Genomic DNA, 13,109 nt, shown 5'->3' on the forward strand with positions numbered 1-13,109 from the left:
GACGTCTAGGTGGAGTACGGCACCGTCGTGGAACTGGTGGCCGCGATGTGGCGGGCGGCCACGTACCCGAAGGTCATCGCCGGTCCGATGGTGGCGCCGGCACCCGCATAACTCCGGCCCATCACCGCCGCGCTGGCGTTGCCCGTCGCGTACAGGCCGTCGATCACCGAGTCGTCGTCGCGCAGCACCCGCGCGAACTCGTCGGTGCGCAGTCCGCCGGACGTGCCGAGGTCGCCCAGGATGATCTGGAACGCGTAGTACGGCGGCTTGCCCAGCGGGTGCAGGTTGGGGTTCGGCAGCGTGGGATCGCCGTAGTAGTTGTCGTAGGCGCTGTCCCCGCGGTCGAAGTCATCGTCGTGACCCGTGCGGGCCAGGTGGTTGAAGCGCTCCGCGGTCGCCCGCAACGTCTCGGCCGGGACGCCGATCTGGTGCGCGAGTTCGGCGAAGCTCTCGCCCTGCTTGACGATTCCCGACTCCAGCCACGCCGCGGGCACCTTCCGTCCGGTCGGCACCGGCGCGAAGGGGATCTTGGGGATCGGGAGGTGGCCGCCCACGACGTAGCGGTGGAACGACCGGATGTCGGTGATCAGCCAGCACGGGATGTGGGCGACGCCCGAGCGGTGGCCGTCGATCATCGCGTGGGCGAAGTCCATGTAGGGGGCCGCCTCGTTGACGAACCGTTCGCCGGCGCCGTTGACGACGAACTGCGACGGCATCATCCGCTCGTTGAGCATGAACTGCAGCCGACCGTCGGGCCAGCACATCGCGGGGAACCACCACGCCTCGTCGAGCAGTTCGGTGGCCGCGCCGACCTTCTCCCCCGCCCTGATCCCGTCGCCCATCGACGCGGGATTGCCGAAGCTCCAGTCCTTCTCGAGTTCGGGCAGGTGCTCGCGCCGCCACGCCATGTCGTGGTCGAACCCGCCGCTGGCGACGATCACGCCGCGTCTCGCGCGGATCCGCAGCGTCCGGCCGCCGCGATCCACGACGGCGCCCACCACGCGTCCGTCGACGTCGGTGATCAGCTCGGTCATCGGCGAGTCCAGCCACAGCGGCACGTCGTGCTCGGCCAGCGCCAACCGCATCCGCGCCATCAAGGACTGGCCGATGGCAGCCATGCGGTCGCCGAAGACGTGCGCGCGCACCATCCGCCAGATGAGCTTGACCATCACGGCCTTGCCACGCCAGTTCTGGCGCACCTGGTAGAACAGCCGCAGATCCTTGGGCGCGAACCAGATGCCCTTGGGCGCCAGCGCCAGCGGGGCCAGCAGGTTCGCCTCCTCGTCGCCGAGCGCCCGCAGGTCCATCTCCGGAACGTTGATGGTGCTGCCCCGCTCGGATCCGCCGGGCAGCTCCGGGTAGTAGTCGGCATACCCCGGCTTCCAGACGAAGTCGAACCAGGGACTCGATCGCTCGAGGAACTCCATCATCTCCGGCGCGGCGTCCACGTACCGGCGCAGCCGCGCCTCACTGACGAGCCCGCCGGTGATCGTCCTCAGGTACTCGACGACGCCGTCGGGGTCGGGGCGGTAGCCGGCCCGGCGCTGCGACGGTGCGCCCGGAACCCAGATGCCGCCACCGGAGAGCGCCGTGGACCCACCGAACTGCGAGGACTTCTCGACCACCAGCGTGTCGAGGCCGTCGACCTTGGCCGTCAGGGCCGCGGTCATGCCGCCGCCGCCGGATCCGACGACGAGCACGTCGATCTCGTGGTCGAAGTCTGCGTCGATGCTCACCGGACGTGCACCGCCGTCCGCACCGCGAAGCCCGCGATCAGGTCGGGCGCTGCCCGGTAGTAGTGCGAACCCGTCTCGTACGGGCCCGCGGCGGCCATCGCCGAGAAGGCCGCGATCCACGTCCGGACCTCGTGCGCCGAGTTGCCCGCCTCGGCGGCGATCCACGCGTTGGTCCAGCCGTCGACGTCGGCGACGCGGTTGGTGTCGAGGAGTTCCAGCAAGGCGTTGTCCCAGTCCGGGTTGAGGGGTCGGAGCGCACTGGCGCCGTGGGCGAAGTCGTGGGCGGCCGCCATGACGGCGGTCTGCCGCGCGGCGCGCTGCTCGGTGGACATCGGCTCACCGTGGACGATGCGGCCGAGTGCGGCAGGCGGTGCGGTCGCGAGCGTAGGGACCGGCGGATCATGGCTCAGCCCACCGGATCCCACGATCAGGACGCGCTTGCCGAGGGTGGCGAGGAAGTCGCCGACCGCGGCGCCCAGCGCCCGTGCCCGCCTGATCGGTGCCAGCGGGGTGGCGACGGAATTGACGAAGATGGGGATCACGGGCACCGAGTCGGCGGCGCCGAAGAGCGTCTCGAGCGGCTGGACGGTGCCGTGGTCGACGTCCATGCTCGACGACAGCGCGACGTCGACGTCGGCCGCCCACACCGCCTCGGCGCACGCGGTCGCGAGATCCCCGGGCACGTCGAGCGGTCCGGCGTGGGTGCCGTAGTCACCCACGCCGGTGGCGGCGGTGCCGATGCAGAACGACGGCATCAGGCGGTAGAAGAAGCCGTTGTAGTGGTCGGGCGAGAAGATCACGACCAGTTCGGGATCGAAGGCGCGCACGACGTCGCGCGCCGTCGCCAGGGCCGTCTCGACGTCGTCAAGGAGTTCGGGTGACGGTCCCGGCAGATTCAGCAGCGGGCTGTGCGACATGCAGCACAGTGCCAGTGACGTCTCGGCTTTCATGAGATTGCGATCCTCCCTTCGTGACGTGGAGGACGTCGAACAGTGCGGTGCTCATCTCGGGGGCGAGCTGGGCGATGCAGGCGCCGGCGATGCAGCGGTCGGGCCGGACGAAGAGCACGGACTCCGCGTGGGCGTCGAAGAAGGACTTGAGCGCACCGGTGCGGTCGCCGACGACGGTGACGTCGGGGTCGTCGTGCCCGGTCCAGTGCAGCTGCGTGAGCGGACGCACCGCGACGAACCTGGCGCCGAGGGTCTTCCACCGTTGGAAGGCGACGTCCCCCAGCAGCCGGCGCGGGTCGTTGTTCCAGGCGAGCACCGCGAAGCCGGTGCCGAGCACGTCGTCGAGCATGACGTCGTGCGCGGCGCGGGTGTCCACGCGTGGCTGGATGAACAGCGTGCCGGTGGGCGAGGTGGCGCTGCGTGGCACGCGCTGGCCGTCGAGGTGGGCGATGGCGCCCTGGTCGTAGCGAGGCATCGGCTTGAAGCGCATCTCGAGGACGTAGCGCTTCAGGGTCGGCACCACCGAGGCCGATCGGATCAGCCTGTCGCGCACCGTCGCCACGCGTCGGTTGGTCGGCGAGATCACCCGACCGACCATCGTGGACAGGTCGATCATCGCCCGGGCGTGCTTGCGGCGCTCGGCGTCGTAGGTGTCGAGCAGGGCGTCGCCCGCCTGTCCGTTGACCACCGCGGCCAGCTTCCACCCGAGGTTGGCCGCGTCCCGGATGCCGCTGTTGTAGCCCTGACCCTGCCAGACCGGCATGAGGTGCGCGGCGTCGCCGGCGAGGAACACCCGGCCGGTCCGGAACGCGCTCGCGATGCGGGAGTGGTGGGTGTAGACGCGGTGCCGGATCACGTCGACGCGGTCGGGGTGCGGCAGGAACGGTTCGAGCATCCGCGTGATGAACGCCGGCTGCTCGACCTGCTCGTCGGTCTCGTCGGCGTGGATCATGAATTCGAAGCGGCGAATTCCGTGCGCGATCGAGATCGAGGCATAGGGCCGGGCAGGATCCGCGCCCACCTCGCTGTTCGGATGCCCGAGGGGGTCGGTCGCGACGTCGATGACGAGCCACCTCGTCGGCGAGGTGGTGCCCTCGAACGTCACGTTCACCAGACGTCGGGTGGCACTGCGGCCGCCGTCGCATCCCACGACGTAGCGGGCGGTGACGGCAGGCCTGCCGTCGAGGCCGACCGTCACGCCGTCCGCCGTCTCCGTGCAGGACTCCATCCGGGTGTTCCAGGCCACCTCGACGTCGTCGAAGCGCGCGAGGCCGCGCAGGAGTTCGGCGTCGACCATGGGCTGGACGAACCCGTTGCGCTTGGGCCAGCCGAATCGTGCGTCGGGCGGAGCCATCTCAGCGAGCAGTCTGCGGTTGCCGTCGTAGAACCGCAGGATCTGGTTCGGCACGGTGTGCGGCAACACGTGCTCGACCAGGCCGATCGACTGGAAGGTACGCAGCGCCTCGTCGTCCAGACCGACGCCACGCGGATAGTCGATCAGGGCGTCGCGCTCGTCGACCACCAGTGTCCGGACGCCGCGAGCACCAAGGATGTTCGCCAGGGTCAGACCCACCGGCCCGGCACCGACGATCAGGACGTCGACGGCCTCAGGCATCGGACCGGCCCAGCAGGAAGTCGACGTGCAGACGGTTGAATGTCTTGGCGTCCTCGTACTGCGGCCAGTGCCCGCAGTCGGGCATCACCTCGAACCGCGCACCCGGGATCATCGACGCGATCCGGCTGCCCTCGCTGACGTCGGCGGTGGGGTCGTCACTGGTCCAGAGCACCAGCGTGGGCGCGGTGATGGCGCCGTACTCCCTGGGCCCCAACAGGTTCCGCGCCCTGATCTCCGGATCCTGCAGGGCCATGATGTCGCTCATCGCGGCGACGAACCCCGGCTGGCGGTAGATGCGCTGCCTGCTGGCGACGATGTCGTCGTAGTCCTTGGACTTGTCGGCCATCAGCCACCTGATGCGCGCACCGACGGTCTCCCAGGACGGATCCTCCGCGGCGGCCATCGACAGGGTGATGATCCGCTTCATCACCTCGGGGTCGGCCTGGGAACCGCCGGCGGTGTTGAGCACCAGCCGGTCGATGCGGTCCGGGTGATCCGCCGCCGCGCGCGCGGCGACCCAGCCACCGAGCGACTCGCCGGACAGGAGCACGCGGTCGGCGCCGATGGCGTCGAAGACGGCGAGCAGGTGGTCGACGTAGTGCGCGACCTCCAGCGGGTGGCCGGGTTTGTCGGTGTAGCCGTGCCCCAGCATGTCGATCGACCACGTCGAGAAGTGCTCGGCGTGCGCTTCCAGATTGCGCACGTACGCCTCGGCGTGGCCGCCGGACCCGTGCAGCAGCACCAGCGTCGGCAGGTCCGCGTCGCCCGCGTGGAGGTAGCGCGTCCGCACTCCTCCGGCGTCCAGGTAGCCCTGCGTGAAGGGGACGCCCTGCAGGTCGCTCCACACGCTCTCGAACTCCGCCACGAGGCCCCTTCCCGGCTCGACCCTGAGAATGACATTCTCTTGCAGCGCAATCAAGGTGTGCTAATATCGCACAACGATGTGCACTATGTATAGAGCATCACTTCCGCGATGACGTCTGTCAAGGACGGTCAGCCTGCCGAGAAGCTCGCGGCGGGGTCGCAGACCCTCGCCCGCGGCCTGTCGGCACTGCAGGCCGTCGCGACGTCTCCGGCGGGCATCACGGCCCAGCAGGTGGCCGACCACGTCGGGGTGCATCGGACGATCGCCTACCGGCTGCTCAGCACGCTCGCCCAGCAGCGGTTCATCGTGAAGGGGGAGGACGGCCGGTACCGGCCCGCGGCGGCACTGGCGGTACTCGGTGCGTCGTTCGACAACAACCTGCGCGCGCTGTCCGTGCCCACTCTGCGCACGCTCGCCGACGACCTGGGGGCCACGGTGTCCCTGCTCGTCGCCGAGGGTGATCAGCAGGTGGCCATCGCCGTCATCGTGCCGACACTGGTCTTCTACCAACTGTCGTTCCACGAGGGCAGCCGCCACCCGCTCGAGCGCGGATCGGCGGGCCTCGCACTGCTGGCCAGCATGCCGCCGCGGCCGGGCGAACGCGACCTGGTGCCACGGACCCGCGAGCAGGGCTGGGTGATCACCCACGGCGAGATCGAACCCGACACCTACGGCCTGGCCGTACCGGTCCGGCGCAAGCCGCCGTCACCACCCACCTGCATCAACCTGATCTCACACCGCCAGGACGTCCTGATCGAGGGACGTGACGCGGTGATCGCGGCAGCCAGGCAGCTGTCGACCATCCTCGGCTGACGGAAGGGGTTGCGATGGCGACCGATTCGGACACCACGTGGGACCACGACGTCGACGTCGTCGTCCTGGGCACCGGCGGCGCCGGGCTGACCGCGGCGCTGACCGCGGCCGTGGGGGGTGCCCGCGTCGCCGTCTACGAGAAGGCGGCGACCGTCGGCGGCACCACGGCGGTGTCCGGCGGCATCGTGTGGATACCGGCCCACCACCGCTCCCCCGACGGCGAACTCACCGTCGAGGACGCCATGCGCTACCTCGAAGCGCAGTCGCTCGGCGCGATGGACGCCGACCTGGTCGAGACGTTCGTGCGCACGGGTCCCGAGATGCTCGACTTCGTCGAGACCCACAGCGAGTTGCAGTTCGAGATCGCAGCGGGGTTCCCCGACTACAAGCCCGAGCTGCCCGGCGGTCGCCCGTCCGGTGGCCGCTCGCACAACGCCCGCCCCGTCGACCTCGCCCGCCTCGGCGACTGGGGTGGCCGCATCACCCGATTTCCGGTCGACTTCAGCAACGTCGGCATCGACGCCGAGACACGGGCACGCATCCACGCCAACGTGGACGCATCGCTCGCCGAACCGTGCGTGGCGGGTACCGCACTGATCGCCGGCCTGCTGAAGGGTCTCCTCGACCTCGGCGTCGAGCCCGTCACCGAGGCCCGCGCGACGGAGTTGCTGGTGGTCGACGGCTCGATCGGTGGCGTCCGACTGTCGCACGGCGGCAACGACCTTCGCGTCCGCGCGCGGCGGGGCGTGGTCCTGGCCACCGGCGGCTTCGAATGGGACCCGACGCTCGTCGAGGCGTACCTGCGTGGCCCGATGCACGGCGCGGTGTCACCGCCCAACAACACCGGCGACGGCCTGCGGATGGCGATGGCCCACGGCGCCGACCTCGCGAACATGGGCGAGGCGTGGTGGGTGCCGATCGTGCAGATCCCCGGCGACACCATCGACGACCACCCCCGCAGTCGCAGCGTGCGACTCGAACGCACCCGGCCGCGCAGCATCATCGTCAACCGGGCGGGCAAGCGCTTCCTCAACGAGGCGGGTGAGTACAACTCGATGGCGGGGCCGTTCCACCACCTCGACCCGCGGTTCGGCTACCTCAACGACCCGGCGTGGATCGTCTTCGACTCGCTACACCTCAAGAAGTACGGCTTCCTCGGCGTCGACCCCGACGCGGAGGCGCCCGACTGGTTCCGCAAGTCGGCCGACCTCGCCGAACTCGGCGAGCAGACCGGCATCGACGCCGAGGGCCTCGCGCGCACCCTCGACGGCTGGAACGAGGCCGTCGCCGAGGAACACGACCCCGACTTCCACCGCGGCGCAAGCGCATACGACGGCTACTGGGGCGACACCTCGGCGTCGACGCCGGCACTGCAGACCCTCGGCCCGATCGACACCGCGCCGTTCTACGCCGTGCCGGTGACCGTCGGCTCGATGGGCACCAAGGGCGGCCCCCGCACCGACGGCGACGGACGGGTGCTGCACGTCTCGGGCGAGGCGATCGACGGGTTGTACGCCGTGGGCAACGCGATGGCCGGCGTCACCGGCAAGGCCTACGGCGGCGCCGGTGGCACGCTCGGTCCCGCGATGGTGTTCGGCTACCGGGCGGGGCGCGCGCTCAGTTCGTAGGGTAGGCGCGCCGATACTACGGTTGATGACGGATCTCGCCGGTTTCCCGTCATCTTCCGTAGTGTCGCGGAGCGACTCGGCTAGGGCTGGTCTTTCAGCGACGGCTGAATGGGCGGCGCCTCACGCCAATTCGGCAGGCCGTCGGACTCGTTGGCGACCGGGAACCCGCCGCCGTGCACCTGCGACCAGTGGCTGTGGTTGAGCTGATGCATCGTGAAGCAGGCGTTCAGCGAGTTGTGGAAGCCCTGGTTGTCCTGGGTCTGGTTGACCGATTCCTTGATGAGCAGCGCCGCCATCGTGGGGACCTTCGCGATCCGCCGCGCGAACTCCAGCGTCTTGTCGGCCAGTTCGTCGGCGGGGAACACCTTCGAGACCATGCCGAGCGCGTGCGCCTCCTCGACCGACAGTGAATCGCCGGTCAGCATGAGTTCCTTGGTCTTTCGCGCCCCGAACTCCCACGGGTGGGCGAAGTACTCGACGCCGCACATTCCCAGGCGGGTGCCGACGACGTCGGCGAAGGTGGTGTTGTCGGCGGCCACGATCAGGTCGCACGACCACATCAGCATCAGCGCCGCGGCGTAGACGTCGCCGTGCACCGACGCCACCGTGATCTTGCGCAGATTGCGCCAGCGGCGGGTGTTCTCGAAGAAGTAGTGCCACTCCTGCAGCAGCAGCTTCTCGGCACCCTCGCGCGTCGCACCGTTCTCGCGGAAGCTCGGGTGCTGATCGGGACCCGGCTGATACTCCTGCATCATCGCCTTGGAACCGAGGTCGTGGCCCGACGAGAACATCGGCCCGTTGCCGCCGAGGATCACGACGCGCACGTCGTCGTCGGCCTCGGCCCGCAGGAAGGCGTCGCCGAGTTCGACGAGCAAGCCGCGCTGTTGAGCGTTGCGCTGCTCGGGGCGGTTCAACATGATCCGGGCGATCGTGCCCTCGTCGAGGGTCTCGTAGGTGACGAAGCGATAGTCGGCCATGGAGCGCACTCTATTCCTTGTGAGAACGGCGTTACCGGATGGGGTGGCGCCGTCGGGTCAGAGCGAGAGGATGGTCGCCGACGCCGTACCGGGCGCGCCGTAGACCTGCGCCAGACCGACCCGCGGATTGCCCGGCACCTGGCGTTCCCCTGCCTCGCCGCGCAATTGGCGGACCAGCTCGTGCATCTGTCGCAGCCCGGACGCGCCGATCGGCTCGCCGTTGGCGATGAGGCCGCCGTCGGTGTTGACCGGCATCGAGCCGCCGATCTCCGTCGCGCCGTCGATCAGCAGCTTCTCCTGATCGCCGTGGGCACAGAGGCCCGTCTCCGCCATGTGGATGACCTCGGCACCGGCGTCGGTGTCCTGCAGCTGCGCCACGTCGACGTCCTCGGGGCCGATGCCGGCGGCCTCGTACGCCGCCTTCGCCGCGTAGACGGTGGGCGACGAGTCCTCGTCGAGCGGCGCCGACGTCGCGTGCACCTCGTAGGCGCCGAACCTCCGCGTGCGGATCTCGCTGGCCCGCACGAACACCGGCTTGTCGGTGTACTTGTGCGCCAGGTCGCCGCGGCACATGATGACCGCCGCCGCACCCTCGTCGGGCGCGCAGAACATGAACTGGCGCAACGGGTAGTTGAGCACCGGCGACGCCATGATGTCCTCTTCGGAGATCGGCTTGCGTCGGAACGCGTTGGGGTTCAGCGCGCCGTTGCGGAAGTTCTTGGCCGCCACCCTCGCGAGGGTCTCCTCGCTGATGCCGTGATCGTGCAGGTACCTGTTGGCCTTCATGCCGAAGAACTTGGTGGTGACGAATTGTCCGTTCTCGGCGTACCACTGGGGCAGTGCGAGCTTGGCCGGGTCGTCGGTGAACGCGCCGCGCGGGTGCTTGTCGAGCCCGACCGCGATGCCGATGTCGTACTTGCCGAGCCGGATGGTGTCCGCGGTCTGCTGGATGGCGCTGGCCGAGGTGGCGCAGGCGTTGAAGACGTTGGTGAACGTGATGCCGGTGAGGCCGACCAGGCGGGTCACCGAATCGGGATTGGAGACCTCGTAGCTCCCGCCGAAGCCGAACTGGATGTCCTGCCATTCGAGGCCGGCGTCGGCGAGGGCGCCGTGGATGGCGTCGGCGCCCATCTCGACGGCCGACTTGTCGAAGCGGCCGAACGGGTGAATGCCGACGCCGATGATGGCTACGTCGTTGGTCATGTCGGTGCCCCTTACTCGTTGCTCTTCGCGCAAGCGCTCATCGGGAAATCGGCTGGAAGGCGAACGTGACGATCTCGTTCCCCTCGGCGTCGGTGGCGAACGGGATGAAGACGAGTTCGACGTCCATCCCGAAATCAAGCTTGGCGGGATCGTTCTCGGTGAGTCGGCCCTCGACGCGGATGTCGTCGGCCAACTGGACGAGACCCACGCCGAACGGGACGAAGTCCTTGCCCGCCGGACCGGCGTAGGGCGCTCCGGGCGGGAAACCCTGCGTCGTCCACGCCACCACCGTGCCGCGCCGCGGCAGGAGGGCGTCGCTCATCTCCGCCCTACTGCACTTGGGGCAGTGCGACTGTCGCGGGAACACCGTCGCCGAGCAGGCCCCGCACGTGCTGCCGATCAGCTGGGGACTCTCGTCCGGCCACGTCGAGATCGTCGGATCGATCGCCTTCTGCATCGTGGCTCCTCAGCACTGAGACATTACGGATCAAGAATACGTTCACGAAACAGTACAACACCATTGGCAGAAAACGGAAAGGTCATTCTCATTCCGGCGTCACCGCTGATGGGAAGCCTCGTCCGTCGGCTCGGCGGTCGGCCGCAGGCCGGCATCGGCCAGCAGCGCGCGGGTCGCGGAGTACACGTCGAGGCGACCCTCGGCCACCGCAGCGGCCAGACCGTCGAGCCCGTCGTGCGCGCGCAGGGCACTCTGCGCCAGCGAGAGGATCTGAGCGCGGGCGCGGGCCGCCCGCCGCGCGGGGTCGTCGGACCGGTGGTGTGCGTCGATGGCCTCGACGAGTTCGTCGATGCCCTCGTTGCGGGCGGCGATGATCTTCAGGATCGGCGCGGCGGTCTCGGCGTGCAGGTCGCGGACGGTCTGATCCGCGCCGTCGCGGTCGGCCTTGTTGATCGCCACGATGTCGGCCACCTCGAGCAGGCCGGCCTTGGCGGCCTGGACCGCGTCCCCCGCACCGGGATTGAGGATGACGATGGCCGGGTCGGCGACGGCGGAGATCTCGATCTCGGACTGCCCGACGCCGACCGTCTCGAGAAGCACGACGTCGTAGTTCAAGTCGGCGAGCAGACGTACCGCGGCGGGCACGGCAGCGGCGAGCCCACCGAGATGACCGCGGGTGGCGACCGACCGGATCAGCACGTCGGCGTCGTCGATGTGGGCGGCCATCCGGATGCGGTCGCCGAGCAAAGCTCCCCCGCTGTACGGCGACGACGGATCGACCGCGAGCACCGCGACCCGGAGCCCGCGTCGCCGGTAGGCCGACACCAGGACGGCGATCGTCGTCGACTTGCCGGCGCCGGGCGGACCCGTCACGCCGATGACGCGCATGGTCCGGTCGCCGAGCAGCGCCAGCACCTCGTCACGCCGGTCGCTCTCAACGAGGCTCAGCAGACGGCCGACCGCACGCGTGGATCCGTTGCGCGCGTTGGCGATGAGTTCGGCGATGGTCATCTCGCGGCTCACCCTAGTGACGGCACGGAGCACGGGCGGCGCATCGGCGTACTCCTCTTCGTCCCACGTTGAGAATGTTATTCTCGCCTTCCGAGAGCCACAGTTGCAAGAAGGGGAGCCGCATGCAAATCGCGGGAAGCTCAGCGATCGTCGTCGGTGGAACCGGCGGACTGGGCGAGGCCACCGTGCGCCGCCTGCACGCCGCGGGCGCCAAGGTCGTCGTCGCCGACGTCGCCGACGACAAGGGCAGAGAACTCGAGTCCGAACTCGGCGTGCGCTACGTCCACACGGATGCGACCTCCGAGGAGTCGGTCAACGCCGCGATCGCCGAGGCGCAAGCCCTTGCGCCGCTGCGCATCTCGGTGGACACCCACGGCGGTCCCGCGAGCGGTGGGCGACTCATCGGCAAGGACGGCTCGCCGCTGGACCTCGACGGCTTCAAGAAGACAATCGAGTTCTACCTGACCGCGGTGTTCAACGTGATGCGCCTGTCGGCCGCGGCCATCGCGACGACCGACCCGCTGGAGGAGGGCGCGCGCGGCGTCATCGTCAACACCGCGTCCATCGCGGGCTACGAGGGTCAGGTCGGCCAGCTTCCCTACGCCGCGGCCAAGGGCGGCGTCCTGGGCATGACGCTCGTCGCGGCGCGCGACCTGTCGCCGCTCGGCATCCGCGTCGTCTCCATCGCCCCCGGCACGATCAACACGCCCGCGTACGGCAAGGCCGCCGACCAGCTCGAGCAGTACTGGGCGCCGCAGGTCCCGTTCCCCAAGCGCATGGGCCGGTCGACCGAGTACGCACAGCTGGCGCAGAGCATCATCGAGAACGACTACCTCAACGGCGAGGTCATCCGTCTCGACGGTGCTCTGCGCTTCCCACCCAGGTGATTCCGTGACGGCGGGCGGGCCTCTCGACGGCAAGGTGGCGTTCGTCGCCGGTGCCAGTCGCGGCATCGGCGCGACGGTGGCCCGCCATCTGGCAGCGGCGGGCGCAGCGGTCGCCGTGGCCGCACGCTCCGAGGAACGGGGCAAGCTGCCGGGAACCATCGGCTCGGTCGCCGCGGAGATCACCGACGCCGGCGGACGGGCGCTCGCCGTGGCGTGCGACGTCACCAGCGAGCAGTCGGTCGACGCTGCGGTCGATGCGACGGTCGCCGAGTTCGGCGGCATCGACGTGCTCGTCGCGAACGCGGGCGTGCTGTGGCTCGGGCCCATCGAGACCACCCCGCTGAAACGCTGGCAGCTGTGCCTCGACGTCAACCTGACCGGCGTCTTCCTCGTCACCAAGGCCGTCATCCCGCACGTGCGGGCGCGTGGCGGCGGGTCGCTGATCGCCGTCACCACGACCGGGGTCGGGATGCTCGACTCCGGCGCGAACGCCTACTGGGTGTCGAAGGCCGCCGCCGAACGCCTCTACCTGGGTCTGGCCGCCGACCTACGCGGCGACGGCGTGGCCGTCAACTGCCTGAGCCCGTCGCGCGTCGTCCTGACCGAGGGGTGGCAGGCCGGCGGCATGGGCATGGAGATCCCGCCCGAGATGGTCGAGCCGCCCGAGGCGATGGGCAGGGCGGCCGTCCTCCTGGCCGGCCAGAACGCCTCCGGCATCACCGGCACCGTCCAGCGTTCCGAGCACCTCCCCGCCTGACGCCCCGCCACCGTCCGCGGTCACCACCTTCCGCGGTCAACACCTTCCGCGAGCACCAAGTTCCGCGAGCGTGCGTGTCTGCGGGCGACACGCCGAGTAGAAACCCGAGTTCACGCACGCTCGTCGGCGCCGACCGCCGCCGCGAGCGCCGGCGCGACGGCACACGACCGCGCGCTCACCCCGGGCGAGCGTGCGTAATCTCCCGCTCAG

Annotated in this window: 12 protein-coding genes; 4 read left to right on the plus strand and 8 right to left on the minus strand. The window is 69.8% G+C overall.

The genetic code is table 11. The features are described from left to right. Positions 1–5 precede the first annotated feature (5 nt). The 4 genes from AC1MEY_RS13965 to AC1MEY_RS13980 all read right to left on the minus strand — a co-directional run bounded on the left by AC1MEY_RS13965 (position 6) and on the right by AC1MEY_RS13980 (position 5,166). Complete coding sequence (locus AC1MEY_RS13965; protein ID WP_480231478.1) at positions 6–1,670, minus strand: FAD-binding protein; 1,665 nt, start codon at positions 1,668–1,670, stop codon at positions 6–8. Between the two features lie 62 nt (positions 1,671–1,732). Continuing rightward, positions 1,733–2,653, minus strand: a complete 921-nt coding sequence (locus AC1MEY_RS13970; protein WP_480231479.1) for a 3-carboxyethylcatechol 2,3-dioxygenase — start codon at positions 2,651–2,653, stop codon at positions 1,733–1,735. After that, positions 2,601–4,301 (minus strand): bifunctional 3-(3-hydroxy-phenyl)propionate/3-hydroxycinnamic acid hydroxylase, encoded by a 1,701-nt coding sequence (locus tag AC1MEY_RS13975; RefSeq protein WP_480231180.1) that lies wholly within the window; start codon positions 4,299–4,301, stop codon positions 2,601–2,603. The genes AC1MEY_RS13970 and AC1MEY_RS13975 overlap by 53 nt, the downstream gene beginning before the upstream one ends. Continuing rightward, the gene (locus AC1MEY_RS13980) at positions 4,294–5,166 is read right to left on the minus strand and encodes an alpha/beta fold hydrolase (protein ID WP_480231181.1); all 873 of its coding nucleotides are present in this window, start codon (positions 5,164–5,166) and stop codon (positions 4,294–4,296) included. The genes AC1MEY_RS13975 and AC1MEY_RS13980 overlap by 8 nt, the downstream gene beginning before the upstream one ends. Before the next feature lie 108 nt (positions 5,167–5,274). Here AC1MEY_RS13980 and AC1MEY_RS13985 point away from each other — a divergent pair, with 108 nt between their 5' ends. Together AC1MEY_RS13985 and AC1MEY_RS13990 are read left to right on the plus strand one after the other, a co-directional pair. Beyond that, a complete protein-coding gene (locus AC1MEY_RS13985) occupies positions 5,275–5,979 on the plus strand; it encodes an IclR family transcriptional regulator (protein WP_480231182.1) in 705 nt (234 codons plus the stop codon). Between the two features lie 14 nt (positions 5,980–5,993). Beyond that, entirely contained in the window at positions 5,994–7,607 is a 1,614-nt protein-coding gene (locus AC1MEY_RS13990) for an FAD-dependent oxidoreductase (RefSeq protein ID WP_480231183.1), read from the plus strand. Positions 7,608–7,687: 80 nt separating this feature from the next. Here the strand turns inward: AC1MEY_RS13990 and AC1MEY_RS13995 are convergent, their stop codons facing one another. From AC1MEY_RS13995 to AC1MEY_RS14010, 4 genes are all read right to left on the minus strand, one after another. Continuing rightward, on the minus strand, positions 7,688–8,584 hold the full coding sequence (locus tag AC1MEY_RS13995) for an enoyl-CoA hydratase (protein ID WP_480231184.1): 897 nt from the start codon (positions 8,582–8,584) through the stop codon (positions 7,688–7,690). Positions 8,585–8,641: 57 nt separating this feature from the next. After that, positions 8,642–9,787, minus strand: coding sequence for a thiolase family protein (locus tag AC1MEY_RS14000; protein ID WP_480231185.1), 1,146 nt, complete (start codon positions 9,785–9,787; stop codon positions 8,642–8,644). Positions 9,788–9,824: 37 nt separating this feature from the next. After that, positions 9,825–10,244 carry a Zn-ribbon domain-containing OB-fold protein gene (locus tag AC1MEY_RS14005; RefSeq protein ID WP_480231186.1) on the minus strand — a complete coding sequence of 140 codons (420 nt, stop codon included), beginning with the start codon at positions 10,242–10,244 and terminating at the stop codon, positions 9,825–9,827. Positions 10,245–10,343: 99 nt separating this feature from the next. Then, the gene (locus AC1MEY_RS14010) at positions 10,344–11,255 is read right to left on the minus strand and encodes an ArgK/MeaB family GTPase (protein ID WP_480231480.1); all 912 of its coding nucleotides are present in this window, start codon (positions 11,253–11,255) and stop codon (positions 10,344–10,346) included. A 122-nt stretch (positions 11,256–11,377) separates the two neighbouring features. Between AC1MEY_RS14010 and AC1MEY_RS14015 the strand changes: the two genes are divergently transcribed. Both AC1MEY_RS14015 and AC1MEY_RS14020 read left to right on the plus strand, forming a co-directional pair. After that, complete coding sequence (locus AC1MEY_RS14015) at positions 11,378–12,142, plus strand: SDR family NAD(P)-dependent oxidoreductase (RefSeq protein ID WP_480231187.1); 765 nt, start codon at positions 11,378–11,380, stop codon at positions 12,140–12,142. A gap of 4 nt (positions 12,143–12,146) precedes the next feature. Further along, a complete protein-coding gene (locus AC1MEY_RS14020; RefSeq protein WP_480231188.1) occupies positions 12,147–12,899 on the plus strand; it encodes an SDR family NAD(P)-dependent oxidoreductase in 753 nt (250 codons plus the stop codon). Positions 12,900–13,109: the final 210 nt, after the last annotated feature.

The sequence above is a fragment of the Mycobacterium sp. PTI7 genome (assembly GCF_056679845.1).